The 17768-nt window shown below is 61.6% G+C and carries 21 protein-coding genes; 4 read left to right on the forward strand and 17 right to left on the reverse strand.

The features are described 5' to 3' along the window. Positions 1-3: 3 nt before the first annotated feature. The 4 genes from JP75_RS02530 to JP75_RS02545 form a co-directional block, all read right to left on the reverse strand. Positions 4-1473 (reverse strand): Ppx/GppA phosphatase family protein, encoded by a 1470-nt coding sequence (locus JP75_RS02530; RefSeq protein WP_035079189.1) that lies wholly within the window; start codon positions 1471-1473, stop codon positions 4-6. A gap of 68 nt (positions 1474-1541) precedes the next feature. Then, on the reverse strand, positions 1542-3704 hold the full coding sequence (locus JP75_RS02535) for an RNA degradosome polyphosphate kinase (protein ID WP_035078769.1): 2163 nt from the start codon (positions 3702-3704) through the stop codon (positions 1542-1544). Then, entirely contained in the window at positions 3697-4431 is a 735-nt protein-coding gene (locus tag JP75_RS02540; protein WP_152565711.1) for a P-loop NTPase family protein, read from the reverse strand. The genes JP75_RS02535 and JP75_RS02540 overlap by 8 nt, the downstream gene beginning before the upstream one ends. Beyond that, complete coding sequence (locus tag JP75_RS02545) at positions 4412-5503, reverse strand: AI-2E family transporter (protein ID WP_035078775.1); 1092 nt, start codon at positions 5501-5503, stop codon at positions 4412-4414. Before JP75_RS02545 ends, JP75_RS02540 begins: the two co-directional genes overlap by 20 nt. A gap of 236 nt (positions 5504-5739) precedes the next feature. On the opposite strand from JP75_RS02545, the gene purM reads away from it, so the two are divergent. Together purM and purN are read left to right on the forward strand one after the other, a co-directional pair. Beyond that, positions 5740-6816, forward strand: coding sequence for a phosphoribosylformylglycinamidine cyclo-ligase (gene purM / locus JP75_RS02550; RefSeq protein ID WP_035078778.1), 1077 nt, complete (start codon positions 5740-5742; stop codon positions 6814-6816). Further along, entirely contained in the window at positions 6813-7397 is a 585-nt protein-coding gene (gene purN / locus JP75_RS02555; protein ID WP_035078781.1) for a phosphoribosylglycinamide formyltransferase, read from the forward strand. Before purM ends, purN begins: the two co-directional genes overlap by 4 nt. Here purN and JP75_RS02560 read toward each other — a convergent pair. From JP75_RS02560 to JP75_RS02570, 3 genes are all read right to left on the reverse strand, one after another. Then, the gene (locus JP75_RS02560; RefSeq protein WP_035078784.1) at positions 7394-7885 is read right to left on the reverse strand and encodes a hypothetical protein; all 492 of its coding nucleotides are present in this window, start codon (positions 7883-7885) and stop codon (positions 7394-7396) included. The genes purN and JP75_RS02560 overlap by 4 nt on opposite strands. Before the next feature lie 94 nt (positions 7886-7979). Then, on the reverse strand, positions 7980-8558 hold the full coding sequence (locus tag JP75_RS02565; protein ID WP_035078786.1) for a TetR/AcrR family transcriptional regulator: 579 nt from the start codon (positions 8556-8558) through the stop codon (positions 7980-7982). A 31-nt stretch (positions 8559-8589) separates the two neighbouring features. Beyond that, entirely contained in the window at positions 8590-9207 is a 618-nt protein-coding gene (locus JP75_RS02570) for a nucleotidyltransferase family protein (RefSeq protein WP_035078789.1), read from the reverse strand. A gap of 182 nt (positions 9208-9389) precedes the next feature. On the opposite strand from JP75_RS02570, the gene JP75_RS02575 reads away from it, so the two are divergent. Next, positions 9390-10292: a DMT family transporter gene (locus JP75_RS02575; RefSeq protein ID WP_035078792.1), complete on the forward strand. Its 903-nt coding sequence runs from the start codon at positions 9390-9392 to the stop codon at positions 10290-10292. A 253-nt stretch (positions 10293-10545) separates the two neighbouring features. Here JP75_RS02575 and JP75_RS02580 read toward each other — a convergent pair whose 3' ends face one another. The 4 genes from JP75_RS02580 to JP75_RS02595 all read right to left on the reverse strand — a co-directional run bounded on the left by JP75_RS02580 (position 10546) and on the right by JP75_RS02595 (position 13308). Continuing rightward, entirely contained in the window at positions 10546-10839 is a 294-nt protein-coding gene (locus JP75_RS02580; RefSeq protein ID WP_035078794.1) for a DUF1330 domain-containing protein, read from the reverse strand. Between the two features lie 17 nt (positions 10840-10856). Then, positions 10857-12356, reverse strand: a complete 1500-nt coding sequence (gene gatB, locus JP75_RS02585; protein WP_035078797.1) for an Asp-tRNA(Asn)/Glu-tRNA(Gln) amidotransferase subunit GatB — start codon at positions 12354-12356, stop codon at positions 10857-10859. Positions 12357-12445: 89 nt separating this feature from the next. Then, positions 12446-12955: a GNAT family N-acetyltransferase gene (locus JP75_RS02590; RefSeq protein ID WP_152565712.1), complete on the reverse strand. Its 510-nt coding sequence runs from the start codon at positions 12953-12955 to the stop codon at positions 12446-12448. Between the two features lie 35 nt (positions 12956-12990). After that, positions 12991-13308, reverse strand: a complete 318-nt coding sequence (locus tag JP75_RS02595; protein WP_035078799.1) for a chorismate mutase — start codon at positions 13306-13308, stop codon at positions 12991-12993. Positions 13309-13569: 261 nt separating this feature from the next. On the opposite strand from JP75_RS02595, the gene JP75_RS02600 reads away from it, so the two are divergent. Further along, positions 13570-13827, forward strand: coding sequence for a YjhX family toxin (locus tag JP75_RS02600; RefSeq protein ID WP_035078802.1), 258 nt, complete (start codon positions 13570-13572; stop codon positions 13825-13827). Between the two features lie 169 nt (positions 13828-13996). On the opposite strand, the gene JP75_RS02605 is transcribed toward JP75_RS02600, so the two are convergent. The 6 genes from JP75_RS02605 to JP75_RS02630 form a co-directional block, all read right to left on the reverse strand. Further along, complete coding sequence (locus JP75_RS02605) at positions 13997-14314, reverse strand: hypothetical protein (protein ID WP_035078805.1); 318 nt, start codon at positions 14312-14314, stop codon at positions 13997-13999. A gap of 129 nt (positions 14315-14443) precedes the next feature. Next, entirely contained in the window at positions 14444-15928 is a 1485-nt protein-coding gene (gatA, locus tag JP75_RS02610) for an Asp-tRNA(Asn)/Glu-tRNA(Gln) amidotransferase subunit GatA (protein WP_035078808.1), read from the reverse strand. Further along, positions 15921-16388: a hypothetical protein gene (locus JP75_RS02615; protein ID WP_035078811.1), complete on the reverse strand. Its 468-nt coding sequence runs from the start codon at positions 16386-16388 to the stop codon at positions 15921-15923. The genes gatA and JP75_RS02615 overlap by 8 nt, the downstream gene beginning before the upstream one ends. Then, on the reverse strand, positions 16385-16867 hold the full coding sequence (locus JP75_RS02620) for a GNAT family N-acetyltransferase (protein WP_035078814.1): 483 nt from the start codon (positions 16865-16867) through the stop codon (positions 16385-16387). The genes JP75_RS02615 and JP75_RS02620 overlap by 4 nt, the downstream gene beginning before the upstream one ends. Further along, positions 16868-17155 carry an Asp-tRNA(Asn)/Glu-tRNA(Gln) amidotransferase subunit GatC gene (gatC, locus tag JP75_RS02625; protein WP_035078817.1) on the reverse strand — a complete coding sequence of 96 codons (288 nt, stop codon included), beginning with the start codon at positions 17153-17155 and terminating at the stop codon, positions 16868-16870. Between the two features lie 87 nt (positions 17156-17242). Continuing rightward, positions 17243-17764: a hypothetical protein gene (locus JP75_RS02630; RefSeq protein WP_035078820.1), complete on the reverse strand. Its 522-nt coding sequence runs from the start codon at positions 17762-17764 to the stop codon at positions 17243-17245. Positions 17765-17768: the final 4 nt, after the last annotated feature.

Below are 17768 nucleotides of genomic sequence, written 5' to 3' on the forward strand. Positions count from 1 at the left end.
CCCTCAGCCCACCTCAACCCGTGCATCCGCGTGCTCTGCAAAACTGGCGAACTGGCTCAGCCGGTTGCGCAGGTGTTCGCCATTGAGGAAGGCATAGTCTTCCGGCAGTTGCAGCACCAGCACATCGCCCTCCAGCCGGAAGCGAATGCGCGGCAATATGCCCGGCATGGCCGCGGTCATCGGATAGGCCACGCGGAACAGTGTGCCGATCAGCCGCCCGCGCTTAATCATTTCCGGCGAAGCCAGCGGGATCAGCGTATTGGCCGACTTTGTCTTGAGCCCGTCATAGCGCACAGCGATGGCATGGGCGAGCACGGCACGGCCGGGATGATCGACGCCCGTCAGCGAGCCATAGGCTACAGAATCGACGCTCTGCGGCCCGCGATAATCGGGATGCGCGCGCCAGCCGATATCGGCCAGGAGGCACGCCACCTGCCGCAGCCGGCTTTCCTCTGCCGTTTCGACAGTACCGGTGGCCGCAAAATACTGCGCGGTAAACTCGACCAGATCGGACGCATGAGCCGGAGAGCGCGACCGCAGCACCGACAATTCCTCGGCGCCCTGAATCAGCGGATCGACCGCCTGCTCGGCTTCCGACAGCAGTCCGTGCAGATAGCCTTCGCGGACCCCCAGCGCCGAGAATACGACACTCTCGAACTTCCCGGCGCGTAGCACTTCCGCCAGCACCGCCGCACCGAACGGCACCAGCTCTCGGCGCGAATTGCTGGCGCTGTTCGAGCCCGGATAGGTCTTCAGCGACTCGGCCGCAATGATCTCTTCGCAGACCGCGATCATCTCCGCCGCCGGCACGACATAGTCCTGCACCATGTGCAAGGGATAGTCGCGCAGCTCGAGATGGAGCTTTGCAAGGGACCGCCAGGTGCCGCCGATGGCCGCAAATTGCCCACCTGGCTCAATGCCCGCCAGCAACGACTTCTTGAGCTTTTCGCGCACTAGGGCCGCAGCCTTCTTGGGCGACCCATCGGCATCGTCCTGCAGGCGAATGACGCCCAGTTCGTGCGACTGCCCGTTGGCGTCACGGCCGTTGGTTATGATCGATAGCTCAAGGCTGCCGCCGCCGAGATCACCGACCACACCTGCAAATCCCGGAATGCCAGCAACCACGCCAAGCGCCGCAAAATGCGCCTCTTCCTCGCCCGAAAGCACCCGAACCGGCGCCTCCATGATCGCTTCGACGGCCGAGACGAATTCTTCCCGATTGGCCGCATCGCGCACGGCCGAAGTCGCCAGCACATGTACCTTGCCGACGCGCATCATCCGCGCCACCAGCGCGAAACGCTTGATGGCGTCGAGTGCCTTTTCGACATTTGCATCGGCCAGCCGCCCGCTCTGGGCAATGCCCCGGCCGAGCGCGCAGGCCGATTTTTCGTTGTAGAGTGGCGTCAGCGAGCGCGCATGGCGCTCGTAGACGACAAGGCGAACCGAGTTGGACCCGATATCAAGGACAGCCACCGGCTGGGCCCCCTTGAGACGGCCCTGGGCCGTAGGATCCGCGTCTACGCCCCAGAATTGTGTCAAACTCAGCCCTCGTCGTCTCCAATACCCGCGCTGCCGCGTCCGGACAGCGAAGGATTGGTCATGAAATAGTCATGCGCATTGAAGGGTTCCGCCCCTTCCGCAACGCGCAAGCGATGGGAACTGCCATCTGGCAAGACTTCCCAACTTTGCTGATTGTCCTTCAAATAGGCAACTAGCGTTCTGTCAAGAATCTGCTTGTGCACGGTTCTGTTGAGAATCGGCACCATCACCTCGACGCGGCCGTCGAGGTTGCGGCCCATCAAGTCCGCTGAGGAAATATAGACCAGCGCCCGCTGTGAAGGCATGGATTCGCCATTGCCGAAGCAATAGATGCGACTGTGTTCGAGGAACCGTCCGACCACCGACTTAACCCGGATATTGTCCGAGAAGCCGGGAATGCCTGGCCGCAGGCAGCAGATGCCGCGGACGATGAGATCGACTTTCACCCCAGCCTGGCTCGCGTCATAAAGCGCATCGATCACCTGCGGATCGACCAGCGAATTCATCTTCAACAGGATCGATGCCGGCTGGCCGCTGCGCGCGAATTCGATTTCGCGGGCGATGTTATTCACCAGCGTCTCGCGCAGGTTGACAGGTGAAACCGCGATGGTTTCGAGCTCGGTTGGCCGCGCGTAGCCGGTGATGAAATTGAAGACGCGCGCCACGTCGCGAGTGATGGCCGGATCGATCGTGAAGTAGCTGAGATCGGTATAAATCTTGGCCGTAATCGGGTGATAGTTGCCCGTGCCGATATGGCAATAGCTGACGAGCTTGCCCTTTTCGCGCCGCACCACCTGGCTCAATTTGGCGTGGGTCTTCAGCTCGATAAACCCGAAAACCACCTGCGCCCCAGCCCGCTCGAGGTCGCGGGCCCAGCGGATATTGGCTTCTTCGTCGAAGCGCGCCTTGAGTTCGACGAGGCAAGTCACCGACTTGCCCGCCTCGGCCGCCATTACTAGCGCCTTGACGATCGGACTGTCCGACGACGTGCGATAAAGCGTCTGCTTGATAGCAACCACATCGGGGTCGCGCGCCGCCTGCATCAGGAATTGCGCAACGACGTCAAAGCTCTCGAACGGGTGGTGGACCAAAATATCCTTGGCCCGGATGGCAGCAAAATTGTCGCCGTTATAGTCGCGGATACGCTCGGGGAAGCGCGCGATATAGGGCGGGAATTTCAGGTCCGGCCGCTCCACGTCGCAAATCTTGCGCGCATCGGCGAGCCCGAGGAAGCCGTTGACCTCGAACACGTCGGCATCCCTGATGCCCATCTGCTCGCCGATCTGGCGCTGCAGGGCACGCGGCATCGATCGCTCGATTTCAAGCCGGATCACCTGGCCGCGACGACGCTGGCGCAGGGCGCTTTCGAATTCGACCACGAGATCGGCTGCTTCATCGTCGATTTCGATTTCGCTGTCGCGGATAATGCGGAACGCACCCGAACCGACGACCTCATGACCCGGAAACATCTTGTGGAAGAAGAGCTTGACCAGCGTGTCGATGGTCACGACTTCGCTGCGCCCCTCCGAAACCAGTTCGTTGGGCAGGTTGATGAAGCGATCGAGATTGCCCGGAATACGAACCAACGCCGTCAGTGGCTGGTCGCTGTCGGGACGCTTCAGTTCAAAGGCCAGCGCCAGCCCAAGATTGGGAATGAACGGGAACGGATGTGCCGGATCGACTGCGATCGGGGTCAGCACCGGAAAAATCTCTTCGCGGAAGAGCTTTTGCAGATACGCCACCTGCTCTTCACTGAGATCGTTGGATTCGTGGATCACGACATTCTGCGCGAACAGTTCCTCGCGCAGCGTTTCCCAATGATCCTGCTGGTCCCGCTGCAGGTGCTGGGCCAGCGTCGCGATTTCCTCTAGCTGCTCGGCCGGCGTCAGCCCATCGGCACTCTGCTTGGTTAGGCCCGCCCGTATCTGGCCCTTGAGGCCCGCCACGCGCACCATGTAGAATTCGTCGAGATTATTGGCCGAAATCGACACGAAGCGCAGGCGTTCGAGCAGCGGATGCGCCTCGTTGCCGGCTTCCTCCAATACGCGCATGTTGAACTGCAGCCAGCTCACCTCGCGGTTGACGAACCGCGCCGGGCTGGTTCGCAACGCCTCGACATCCGGCCCAGCGCCTTCTGCCTCGGTGATCTCGCTCATGTCATTCATCGCTTAAAGGGTCCCAGTCCTGTTGGCTGCCACCGTCGCGCTCCGCCTCCCGGAGCGCCAGGGCCTCTGCTGCAATCGTTCGGGTAATGGCCGTGCCCCTCGCCAGGGCCAGCCGGTCCATGCGGTCGGCCAGTTCGCCCACTTCCTCGGGGCTGCGTTCCATGCGCGCCACGAGATAATGGATGATTTTTGGGTCGACCTTGATCTGACGATCGCCGAAAAGTTTGGCGAACATCTGTGACAGTTCTATGTCGTCGCTGACCTCGAGCCGGAAGGCCGGGGCGCGCCGCACGCGCGAGCGCACGTCGTCGGTCCTGAGCGGCCACTTGGCAATGTCGTCGCGCGCCGTCAGCAGCAGCGTCCGGTTGCCGCGCATGGCCTGATTGAGCAGGTGAAAGAGGCTCGGTTCGTCATAGCCCAGCCGGTCCACATCCTCGACCAACAGCGGCCCGCGCCCGTCAGCTTCGGCAATGGCTGTGATCGTCTCCGGCGTCACAATCACCGCATGGCTGCGATCGGCAAAAATGCGCGCCAGATGCGATTTCCCCGAAGCCGGCGGGCCAATGAGCAGCGTCACGGCATCCGGCCAATGCGGCCAGGCGCCAATGCGCCCATGGGCCAAGGCATTGCCTTCCCCCACCAGAAAATCGTCCGCGGCGTGAGATGGTGTATGCTCGAACTCGAGCGGCAATTGCCGCAGCCGGTCGTTACGCAGTGGGGTTACCACCCTGGCCACCATGGGTTGATCCGAGATAGAGGCTGCTACCCTTATACTTGCGAATGCCGTAGCGCACGAGCACCCCGCCGATCGCCGCCAGCGGCACAGCCAGCAACAGGCCGACAAAGCCGAACAGGGCGCCGAAAGCGAGCAGGGCAAACATCAGCCAGACCGGATTGATATTGATCGAGCTACCGACCAGCTTGGGATAGAGCACATTGCCCTCGACGAACTGCCAGCCCATGAAAAGGCCGAAGACGAGGGCAATCATCCACCAGTTGGGCCAGAACTGAACCGTGGCAATGCCCATGGAAAGGGCGAAGCCGACACCGAACCCGACATAGGGAATAAAGCTCAAGAGCCCCGCAATCAGCCCCACGGCGAGGCCATAATTGAGCCCGACGAGCGATAGTGCGCCCGCATAGAACACGGCGTCGATAACAAGCACACCGCCCTGCCCGCGGATCACACCGGCCATGGAGCTGTCGATATCTCGCAAAATGCCGAGGATTTCCGGGCGCTGCTTTCGCGGCAACAGATCATGCAGCCCGCGCACCATGCTGTCCCAATCGAGCAGCAGGTAGAACGCGACGACGGGAGTAAAAATCGCAAAACCGATCACGCTGATCAGCGTCATGCCGGAAGCGAGAATTTCCGAGGTGACGACACCGGCAAAGCCGACGATCTGCCCCAGCATATCCGAAACGGTGCGCTCGACCTGCGCGGCGCGCTCCGGCCCCAGCCACTCGTTGAGTTCGGGCGCCCATTTACGCACCATGGCCTCGAGATCCGCCGCATAGCCCGGCAGGCGCTGCACCAGCCCCACGACCTGCTGCGCCACCATCGGAACGATCATGACGAAGATGCCGGCAATGATGGCGACAACGCTGAGCAGCACGACCGCCGTGGCCCAGCCACGGTTGAAATGCCAGCGCTGCAATTGGTTGACCAGCGGATTGAGCAGATAGGCCAGTGCCGCGCCGACCACGAAGGGCAGGAGTATGCCGCGGAAGATCCACAGAGCCAGGATCAGGAAGACAAAGAAGCCGATCCAGATCAGCACTTGATTTCTAAGGTTCATGGTGCCGGGCGGCCCTTGCGTCTGACTATCCAAGAAGCTATCAGGCCTTCAGGCGAAATAAGCAGAAAGCGTCTATCACTTTCGGCTTACGAAACCGCCGCAAAAACAAAGACCTGGAGCGTTGCGCGATTCGAGGATCGCACGAAAAGCTCTAGCGGCCAGCACCGTTAAGTTCAACCAGACCGGGTCTCGGTAGCCAAAGCGTTCCCGATATCCCCAGCAATGGCTTTAGGCTCATGTCCGACGCGCAAAACCTGCCATCAAACGGCCTGTCATACAAGCAGGCGGGTGTCGATATCGATGCTGGCAATGCTCTGGTCGAGGCGATCAAGCCCGCCGTACGCTCCACCCGCCGCCCCGGCGCCGATGGCGAAATCGGCGGTTTTGGCGGCCTTTTCGACCTCAAGGCCGCTGGCTTCAAGGATCCGGTTCTCGTCGCTGCCAATGACGGCGTGGGCACGAAGCTGAAAATCGCCATCGATACCGGCAAGCACGACACGATCGGCCAGGACCTCGTCGCCATGTGCGTCAACGACCTCGTCGTGCAAGGCGCCGAGCCGCTTTTCTTCCTCGATTATTTCGCCACCGGCAAACTCGACGTCGCCCAGGGTACCGCCATCGTTGAAGGCATTGCCCATGGCTGCCGCCTCGCCGGCTGCGCGTTGATCGGCGGGGAAACCGCCGAAATGCCGGGCATGTATCACGGCAATGACTATGACCTCGCCGGCTTCGCCGTCGGCGCCGCCGAGCGCGATGCCCTGCTGCCGCGCAAGGATATTGCCGCCGGCGACACGCTCGTCGCCATCGCCTCTTCGGGCGTTCATTCCAACGGCTATTCGCTTGTCCGCAAAATCGTCGATCTCTCCGGTCTCGCCTGGACAGCCGATGCCCCCTTCGAAGCCGGCAAGACCCTCGCCGAAGCCCTCCTCGAACCCACCCGCATCTACGTAAAACCGCTCCTCGCCGCCCTCAAGGCCGGCATTGGCATCAAGGCCCTGGCCCACATCACCGGCGGCGGCTTCATCGACAATATCCCGCGCGTCCTGCCCGACAACCTCGCGGCCGATGTCGATCTCGATGCCGTCACCGTGCCTGCCGTCTTCGGCTGGCTCTCAAAGGTCGGCGGCATGAGCGAGCGCGAAATGCTGCGCACCTTCAATTGCGGCGTCGGCATGCTCGTCGCCGTCACGCCGGAAGATGCCGAAAAGCTCGTGGAAAGCCTCACCGCCTCGGGCGAAACCGCCGCGATTGTCGGCCAGTTGACCCCGCGTAGCGGCGAACCCGTCACCTTCCGCGGAAAGCTCGCCCTGTGAGCCGCAAAAAGGTCGGCGTCCTCATTTCCGGCCGCGGCTCCAACATGTCCGCGCTCATTGAAGCCAGCAAGGCTCCCGACTATCCCGCCGAGATCGTCGGCGTTCTCTCCAACAAGGCGGCCGCGCCGGGTCTGCTCACAGCCCAGGAGCATGGCATCGCCACGGCCTCCCTGGCCCAGAGCAAGTTCCCGAGCCGGGAGATGTTCGAAGACACGATGACCCAGATCCTTGAGAGCTGGGAGGTCGACTATGTCTGCCTCGCCGGCTTCATGCGCATCCTGGGCGAAGATTTCGTGTTGCGCTGGCAGGGCCGGATGGTCAACATCCACCCCTCCCTCTTGCCCCTCTACAAGGGCCTCGACACCCATGCCCGCGTGCTGGCCGCCGGCGATGCCGAACACGGCTGCACCGTGCACTTCGTCACGCCCGGCCTCGATGAAGGTCCCACCATTCTCCAGGCCCGCGTGCCGGTCCTCCCTGGCGATACGCCCGAGACGCTGACCGCACGCGTGCTCGTCGAAGAGCACAAGCTCTATCCCCTGGCCCTGGCGATGCTCGCCCGCGGCGAAGTCTCGCTTTAGGCGGCAGCCGTGGCCCGACCCTCACGCCGCAGCACGACGATCTGCACGATCAGCCCGACGACAAAGGCCAGCAGCAGCGCGCCATGAGACCCCAGCACAATGGGCGAACTCACGCTCGATGCCAGCGGCGCCCCATCCGGCACCCGCGTCAGCGTTTCCGTGGTCGTCGGCAACAATAGCAGCAAGACGCTGAAACTGAGGCTGATGGTTTCGATATAACGCCGCAGGCGACCCAAAAAGGTCACGTGGTGAATGCCATAGCCCACGGCGATCAAGATGAGCGTCAGGCCGCCAATGGCATAGCTTACCGGCTGCTTGGCCACCAGAAACGCCGTGGCGCCGCCCAAAACCATCGAAGCAAAATAGATCGCGCCCGGAATAGACCGCGGCACGATGCGCCCATGCCGCACCAGCATATAGGCAGCCATGGCGAGGGCGGGCAGGCTGCCAAGCGTATGAACCCAACCAATGGGAGAAATACCGAACATTTTTGGTCCTTCATATCGAGAGGCGCACCACACGCCCATATATCTACTAGTTGGTAGGCAGTGCTGCCAAATATCGGCGCGCGCCCCCGAAACCTTACCTGACAAAGCGCTCCACAAGCGGCCCGACGATCATTTCGAATACTGCTGCATCGCCATGGGCGCGGCTCGAAAGCATGGCCCCATGCACAGTGGCCACAAAAACTTCCGCTTCGATCTCGGGCGCGTGCACCATCTGCAGGCCTCCCCGCTCGATGCCCTCGCGGAACACGCTCGCTACCCACACAGCCAGCGCCCGAAAATGCGCCCGTACCTCTGCCGCCACTTCTTCGGGCAAGGCCGGCATCTGGCTCGCCAGCAAAGCGCAAACACAGAACGGCTCCGAACCCGAGGCAATGCAGGTCTGCCAATAGCCCGTGTAGGCCCGCAGTCTTTCTGCCGGGTCCGCAATGGCCTGATCCATTTGCCGGAGCCCTTCTACGGCCTCGCGGCGATACTGCTCCACCAGAACCCGAACCAATTGCGCCTTGGTCGGAAAATGGTGATGGATGCTGGCCTTGCGGATACCGACCACGTTGGAAATATCCGCATAGCTGAATCCGTCATATCCGCCCGACAAAATGAGCGGTCGCGTGCGGCGAATGATTTCTTCGGCAGTGCTGGAAAGCTCGGTCATGCAATTTACCTACCTTCTAGTAGGTTGTTCGTCAATCGACAATCTCCTCAGGCCAAGGTTCGAACTGCAGTTCCGGCCAAAGCTGCAGCGCGCGCGCCCCTTTGCCCTCATGCGTAGCCCGGCTGGGCAATGCCGGGTTCGGCGTCAGCCGAAACGAGAACATGTCGTCGAGCCCGAAGGGCGCAAAGATGACAATCTTCCCGTCCTCTATCCGCGCTGCAACCGCATGTGTCCTGGTGGCAAAATAGCGCAGCATGTCCGCGCTACAGCTCAGTTCCGGATAGGCCAGCCCGAATTTTTCTGGAAACCAGAGGTGCACCCGCGCCTGATTGCGCACTTCGACCGGAATCGGGCTGTCGGCAAAATAAGCCCGCGCCCGTCGAATGACCCGATCTTCCGCCTCATAGCTTCGGTCGCTCGCGTCGAAATAGACGACATCGGCATCCTTAATGCCCCGATGCCTCTCGCGACCTGTGAGAACATTCCAGACCGTATTGTAGATCGCCCCCGAGCCGAGCAACGGGTCAGGCAGTCCGAGCTCCGCCATGCCCCTCAGCAGCACCATCAGCACCGGATCATCGACGATAATGTCGATCAGCGCCTGGCGCTGTATGTCGGCATCGAGTCCGGAATACTTGAGATGCGTCATCGCCGCTGCGTCTCCTCGTCCTCGCAAGGCACCAGAGGCCGCTGACACACACTGTCAGCAGACAAGGGCCTAATGCCCGCAGGCAAACCGAACGCATCAACGCAATTGATGGCCCCCATCGTCAAAATCGGTTCGACGCGACTCCTTTTGCCCGCTAACCTCAGCACAAAAGGAGAACGCCTGTGCCGCTACGCTATTGGTTGCTGATCATTCTGCTCGGTGCGGTCTGGGGCAGCTCCTTCCTTTTCAATGCCATTCTTATTCGCGAGATCAGCCCACTCTGGGTCTCTGCCGGTCGCGTCACGCTCGGCGCGGCAATCTGCTGGGTCTATTTCTTCGCCACGCGCAAAACCCTGCCCAAGGACGGCAGGATTTATTGGCAATTGCTGGTCCTGGGCATTCTCAACTATGCCATTCCCTTCTCGCTCTTTCCCTTTGCCGAGCACACCGTCGCCAGCAGCATTGTCGGCGTCATCAATGGCCTGACGCCGATGAGCACCGTCATCGTCTCGCAGCTCTGGCCGGGCGGCGAAAAGGCGACCTGGAACAAGATCGTCGGCGTCATCGTGGGGTTCCTCGGCGCCGTCATCCTCGCCCTGCCCTCGCTTGGTGCCGGCGCCTCCGCCCAGGTCATCGGCCTCCTCGCCGCGCTTCTTGCCACCATCTGCTACGCGGTGACCCTCAACTATGCCCGGCGCTTCAAGGCCATCGAACCAGCCGTCGTCGCTACCTGTTCGCTCACCGGCGCCGCCCTGGTGTCGCTGCCGGTAGCGCTGCTCTTTTCGGGTCTGCCCATCATCACCCGGCTCGAAACCTGGGGCGCGCTCTTTGCCATCGCGACTTTCTCGACCAGCTTCAGCTTCCTGCTCGTCTACTGGCTGCTGCCCCGCGTCGGCCCCACCAATCTCTCGCTCAACACCTACATCACGCCGATCTCGGCGATTCTCCTTGGCGTGCTCATCCTTCACGAGCGCTTCGAGCCCGTGCACATCGCCGGCATCGTGGTGATCTTCATCGGCCTGATCTTCATGGATGGCCGTCTGGTGCAGCGCTGGCGCCCGACCGCAGCCAAGTCTGCCGGCTGACGCGGAACCCTCCTTGAAGCCCCACGTTGGCCTCAAGGAGGTGTGCCATGCCAGAACCAAGACCCGATATCGACCCGCGGCCGGTCCCCGAAATCATCCCGCAGCCGGAACCATCGCAGCCCCAGCCCGTCGAGCCATACCCGCCGGGCCCGGAAGAACTTCCTCCGCCGGACCAGCCGGACGAAGACCCCATGCCGTCGCCGCCACCCGGTCCGGGAAACGAACCGCGCATGGGCTCAGCTATTTCTGAGAGTTAGGCTTCGTAGCCTTCCACGACCACGAAATCGACCACGGCAGCATTTTCGCGCATCGCAACGCCGCCCTGATATTCGGCGGAATCATACGCTTTCAACGCAGCCTCATAGGTCGGAAATTCGACGACAACGGTGCGCTGTCGCGCAGTGCCTTCGGGAATGGTATGGCGTCCCCCGCGTACGAGAAAGCGCCCATCGTGCTCGGCCAGAAAAGGGCCAACGAAAGCCTGGTAAATCTTGAACTGTTCGGGATCGGTCACATCGACCCGAACCACCCAATAGCCTTTCGCCATGCCCCCTCCAGATTGGTTTATTCGATGCCGAGCTTCTTCTTCATGAGATCGTTCAGCGCCTGCGGATTGGCCTTGCCGCCCGAAGCCTTCATGGCCTGGCCGACGAACCAGCCGATCATGGTCGGCTTGGCCAGAACCTTGGCTACCTGATCCGGATTTGCCGCGATGATTTCGTCGACGATCTTCTCGATCGCGCCGAGATCGGTCACCTGCTTGAGGCCACGACGCTCGACGATCTCGGCCGGATCACCTTCGGGCTCCTCGGCGATGAGAATCTGCAGCACATCCTTGCCGCCCTTGGACGAGATCGTGCCGCCGGCGATGAGATCGACGAGGCCAGCAATCTGCGCCGGCTGCAGATGCGTTTCCCACACGGCAAGACCCTGGCTGTTCGCAAAGGCCGCGACGTCGGCATTGAGGATATTGGCCACGGCCTTGCCGTCGCGCTTGGTGCCGCCATGGGCAACACAGGCCTCAAAATAATCGGCCGTTTCGCGATCAAGCGTCAGCACCATCGCGTCATAGGCAGTCACGCCATAGTCGGAAATGAAGCGGGCCTGCTTTTCGTCCGGCAGTTCCGGCAGGTTCTTGCCCAGCTCGGCGACGAAAGCATCGTCGAACTCGAGCGGCAGCAGGTCCGGATCTGGGAAGTAGCGATAGTCATGCGCTTCTTCCTTGGAGCGCATCGAGCGCGTTTCGCCATTCTTGGGATCGAACAGCCGCGTTTCCTGATCGATCGAGCCGCCGTCTTCCAGAATGTCGATCTGGCGACGCGCTTCATATTCGATCGCCTGGCCGGCGAAACGGATCGAGTTGACGTTCTTGATTTCGCAACGCGTACCGAATTCGCCGCCCGGACGACGCACGGACACGTTCACGTCGGCGCGCATGGAGCCCTGCTCCATATTGCCGTCGCAGGTGCCGAGATAGCGCAGGATGGTGCGCAGCTTAGAGAGATACGCCTTGGCCTCTTCCGAAGACCGCAGGTCGGGCTTTGACACGATTTCCATCAGCGCCACGCCAGACCGGTTGAGGTCGACAAAGCTCATGTTCGGATGCTGATCGTGGATCGACTTGCCGGCGTCCTGCTCGAGGTGCAGACGCTCGATGCCGATCTCGATCTGCTCACCATCGACATCGAGCAAAACCTTGCCCTCGCCGACGATCGGATCCTTGAACTGGGAAATCTGATAGCCCTGCGGCAAGTCCGGATAGAAATAGTTCTTCCGGTCAAACACCGAGCGCTTGTTGATCTTGGCCTTCAGCCCGAGGCCGGTGCGCACAGCCTGGCGCACGCATTCCTCGTTGATCGTCGGCAGCATGCCGGGCATGGCCGCATCCACAAAGCTCACATTGGCATTGGGCGGATTGCCGAAGGCCGTCGAAGAGCCGGAAAACAGTTTCGACTCGCTCGTGACTTGCGCGTGCACTTCCATGCCGATGATCACTTCCCAATCCCCGGTCGAACCGGAAATCAGGCGCTTCTTGTCAGGGGTGCGGGTGTCGACGAGGGTCAATTGGATGTCCTGAAAGGCGAGGCAAATCTAAGTAAGTGCTTACTTATGTTGGCGCGGCGATGCAACCGAATAGCCCGGTTTCGGGCCCTTCAATCCTCTCCGATTTCGCCGGCAAAGGGTTGCAACTGTTTTTCAAGATGCACACTCGCAAACGGATCGTGCCCGCTCCGCGGCTCTCCGCGCAGCGCCAGGATGTGATAGCCTTGCCGCTCATAGAACCGCACGGCGCGCACATTGTCGGCCGGTGTCTCCAGATGCACCTTGCTGGCGCCCTGCAGTTCGAGGATCGTTTCCATGCGATTGAGCAGGCTGGCGCCAATGCCATGGCCCTGCATGTCGGGCATCACGAAGAGATAGGGAATGTAGCTGCGCCGCGACGACCGGCAGCACCAGCCCACCACGATGCCATCGATGGTCGCGACAATCGTGTTCTGCCAGTTCATCGCCGAAGCCTGCGAGAGCCGGGCCCGTTCGCTTTCGCGCTGGCCGGGCCGCTCGTCGAGTAGCGGACGAATGCCCGTGTCCCAGGCCGCAAAAGCGATGTCGGCCATGCGTGGGGCGTCGGATATTTCGGCCTTCCGAATTTCGATCACCGCCACGCCCAACTCCCGCTACGCTTCAGTTACGCCTGATATCATCGCGCCCGGCGACGCGCGGCGATGATGCCCTTTTCGTAGTTCACGTTCCAGTCGATCAGGGTCCGCCACAAGAGTTCGGCCTGGTCTTCGTCCAATTCAAGGTCGCCGCTGCGTGTGCGAACTCTGGAAATGATCGCTTCGATGCGCTGGGGATCATAGGCCTCATGCGGATCGGTTTTGATCTCGGCCATTCTTGTCACATAGCGGTGACGCTCGGCAAGCAGGGTAAGCAGGGCCTGGTCGATCCGGTCGATTTCGGCCCGCACGTCATCCTTGCTTTCACATTCGGCGGGCAGTTTGGCGGCAGCGGTCACGGTCTATCCTCAAAGTCCTAGCGTCTGTTGCTGGTTTGCACCGCCATGGCCCCGATTTCAACCGCTGCTTTCTCAGATTCTGGACGCGCCGGCCGCGCAGCGGTAAACAATGCCGCATGTCTAGTCAGTTTGAGATTGCCTAAGACCCCGTCCAATCGCGACGGGGCAGAATGAACCGACCAGCCGCCGAGCGCGATGCCGGCGGCGGGCTTTGTTTGTTCGCGTGCCAAACGGCACGCTTGCTCAGGCATCAGACTATCAATGGATATTTCCCGAGACGAACAGCGCGTGCTGCATGCACTCGCGCAGGGTGGCTATATAACCGCCATCAAGGATGAACGCGGCAAGATCACCGAATTCGAATTCATCAACCGCGAAGGCTGGCAGATCGGCGGCTTCACGCCCCTGCTCTTCTCCAAGCTCAAGGCGAAGAGGGCGATCAAATCCCAGGGCGGCAAACCCTACCGCATCACCAAGCGCGGCTTGGAACTGGTGCGGAGCCAGGTGGATAATCGGTAAGGACCGCCCCTATTGCCAACCCAACCACTGTGCTGCCCTCGGGCCCGACCCGAGGGCCATTCAGGCCACGCACCGTGCCAAAAGTGGCCCTCGGATCAAGTCCGAGGGCAGCACCGCGGAAGAACGCACCAAATACGCTCTGCTTCAATGCATTGGCGCGTAGCGCACTCTAGTGCTTGGTCACTTCGCTCAGCGCCGCGGCGATATGTTCCCATTCGGCGCCGACGCTTGCCGTCGCCCGGCGCTTGCCGGCGCGACGATACCAATAGTCGGCATTGCCCATATCGGCTTCGATCCAGTGCATGAGCGCATGCACCCAATCGAAAGCCTGCACCCCTTCCATCGCCTGGACGATGTTGTGCGCCTTTTCCCATTCGGGCCCGACGCGCAGCTCGCCCTTCTTCAGCCACCAGAGCGCCTGCAGGGGCTTGCTCATGTCCTTGGGCGGCTCGGACCAGTCGAGCGTGGTGAAAATATCAATGGCCATCGGCGAAATTCCTGTTGGCCCGGACGCTGCCACAGGGCGCGTCACAACCAGTTTAAACTTGTGCATGGGGCGCAAATAGTGCGGAACGGCGGCGCAATCAAGCGCCGCCGTCTCCGAACGTCTTGTCGCTTACCACCAGCGAGTGGGCGAAAAGTCGGTACCGGTGCTCTTTTCGATCACGCGCGCCGCAGCAAACAGCGTCTCTTCATCGAACGGCTTGCCGATCAACTGCAGCCCCAGCGGCAGGCCCTTGCCGTCCTTACCCGCCGGCACGGCGATGCCCGGCAGGCCCGCCATGTTCACGGTCACGGTAAAGACGTCATTGAGATACATGGCCACCGGGTCAGCCGCCAAAGCCTCGTCGCCGATGGCAAAAGCAGCCGACGGCGTCGCCGGGGTCAAGACCGCATCAACGCCTGCATTGAAAGCGTCCTCGAAGTCTTTCTTGATCAGCGTGCGGACCTTCTGCGCCTTGACGTAATAGGCATCAAAATAGCCGGCCGACAGCACATAGGTACCGATCATGATGCGGCGCTTCACTTCGCGCCCAAAACCGGCAGCGCGTGTGAGTTCATAAAGGTCCGTGATGTCCTTGCCCGAAACGCGCAGGCCATATTTCACGCCATCATAACGGGCGAGGTTGGACGAGGCTTCGGCAGGCGCCACGATATAGTAGGCCGGCAGGGCATATTTGGTGTGCGGCAGCGAAATGTCCTTCACCGTCGCGCCTTCGGCCTTGAGCCATTCAAGACCCTGGTTCCACAGCGCCTCGATCTCGGCCGGCATGCCGTCCATGCGATATTCGCGCGGTACGCCAATGGTGAGCCCCTTCACGCCACGCTCGACCGCAGCGGCAAAGTCAGGCACAGCCAGATCGACACTGGTCGAGTCCTTGGCGTCAAAACCCGACATGGACTGCAGCATCAGCGCCGCGTCTTCCACAGTGCGGGCAATCGGCCCGGCCTGATCCAGCGAGGAGGCGAAAGCCACCGTGCCCCAGCGCGAGCAACGGCCATAAGTCGGCTTGATGCCGACGGTACCGGTAAACGCGGCCGGCTGGCGGATCGAGCCACCGGTATCGGTCGCGGTCGCGCCAGCGCAGAGCCATGCGGCAACGGCCGAGGCCGAACCACCCGACGAGCCACCCGGCACAAGATTGGCATTGCTGCCTTCGGCGCGGAACGGGTTGATCACCGAGCCATAATAGCTGGTCTCGTTGGAAGACCCCATGGCGAACTCGTCCATGTTCAGCTTGCCCAGCATCACGGCGCCATCGCGCCAGAGATTGGCCGTCACGGTCGATTCGTATTCGGGCTTAAAACCGTCGAGGATGTGGCTCGCCGCCTGGGTGTGCACGCCCTTGGTCGCGAACAGGTCCTTCACGCCCAGCGGAATGCCTTCCAGCAAGCCGGCTTCGCCCTTGGCGAGTTTCGCGTCACTTGCCCTAGCCATGTCGCGCGCCTGGTCCGGCGTCGTCGCCACATAGGCGTTGAGCTTGTCATTGGCCGCGTCGATGGCACCGATATAGGCCTCGGTCAGCTCCAGAGCGGAAAAGCTCTTGTCCTTGAGGCCCTGGCGGGCATCGGCGAGGCTCAGCTTGGTCAGTTCAGTCAACGGTAATCTCGCTCAGATTGTCGCAGCGCGTATAAATGGTGGTGCCCGTGGGCACTATGGCGTCGGCCGATTCCGCTTCTTCGGGCTCAAAATTCATGGCCCACATGATGTCAGCGGAAGACGCCACCTGTATCTCGGTTTCCGAATACGGCGTCACGGCCAGGATGTCAGGATAAATTTCGCCCGGAAGCTCGCAGATCGCATCAATGAACAGATGCGTCGAGCCTTTCCGGCTTTTGACGTCGAAGAAGTTGCAGTGAAACTCCATCGACTGGATGCCCTTGGAAAAATCCAGGGCCAGGAAGTCGAGGTCCATGAAAGCGTCGATGCCCTTGTCCTCGATCACGCCGCACGCCTTGGCGTCGCTGACATAGATCTTGGTCTGGTCGATCTTGAGGTCTTCCTGCGCGAAGGCAGGCACCGTCAGAGCGAGCAGGGAAACAAGGGCAAGACGGATCATGCGGCTTTCTCCCCATCGAGGCGCAGCTCGAAGAAAGCCGACCACTCGCTATCGGGATAGTCAAGGAAAGGTCCGCGCGCCACGAATCCGTAACGTTCATAGAGCCGATGCGCTTCGAGCATGCCGTCGCCGGTGCCGGTCTCGAGCATCACGAACGGCATGCCGCGCTCGCGCGCCAGCTCGACGATACGCTCGAGCAACTGCCGGCCAACGCGCTGCCCGCGCACTTCCGGCACGGTGAACATGCGCTTGACCTCGCCAAGCTCCGGCCCATGCGCCTTGAGCGCCCCCATGCCCACCGCGGCGCCGTTCTCGTCCCGCGCCACGAACAGCGTCGTGTCGCTATCGGCCATCTGCTCAACCGTCATCTTGAACTGGAATTCCAGCGGCGATAGCGGCAGCAAATGGTCATTGAGGCGCTCGACGAGCCCGCGCACGTCGTCCTGAAGCGGGGTTTCGATGGCGATCGAGATCGCCATTTATTCGACCACCTTGGGCACCATGAAGAAGTTGTCCTCCGTCAGCGGCGCATTCTGAACGATTCTCTCGGGATAGCCGCCATCGGTCACGACGTCATCACGGCGGCGCAACTGCATCGGCGTCACCGATGTCATCGGCTCGACGCCATCGACATTCACTTCACCGAGTTGTTCGACAAAGCCGAGAATGGCATTGAGTTCGTTCTGATAGCCGGCAACTTCCTCCTCCTCGATACGAATACGGGCAAGGCGCCCGATGCGCTTGACGGTGGTGGCGTCGACAGACATGGCAAACTCCAGCGAATAAGGCCTTCTTTGCCGCTTCATTAGCAATGCAGCGGCCCAAAAGACAATGAAAATGGCTTATGCGAGGGATCAGACTTCCACAGCCATTCCACGCTCCAGCGCAATCAGCCCCGTCCCATCGAGCCGATCCCGCAACGCATCAAAGGCCGCATCCACCGCCGACTCGCTGCCTGCCAGCGCAATCAGCCGCGGCGCAGCACGCTCCAGCAGCTTGCCACCGCGCTCCGCCAGCCCCTCGCCGATCAGCACGACCACTGCCTGCCCCAGCCAGCGCCCCGTCGCTGAAAAATCCTCCCGCGCCAACACCAACGGCGCCTCTCCATCGGCATCGACCACCAAGGCGCCCTGTCCCAGCCCAACGACCTCCGGCTGTCGCATGGCCTCATCCACCTCCAGCATCCGCAAGGGCGCCCGCGGTTTCCAATCCCCGCTTGCACTGCTCATCGCCCCAGCAAACGCCACGACCAGATCCGCCCCACTCACCAGCTCCGCCCGATCCACCCCCGGCAAAGCCCCTTCACCCTCCACGACCACAATCGCCCCCGCCGCATGAATGCGAAACGTGTCGTCTCCGAACCAGGTGAGTTTCATGTGT

Origin of the sequence: Devosia riboflavina, from assembly GCF_000743575.1 — a bacterium.
GTDB lineage: Bacteria > Pseudomonadota > Alphaproteobacteria > Rhizobiales > Devosiaceae > Devosia > Devosia riboflavina.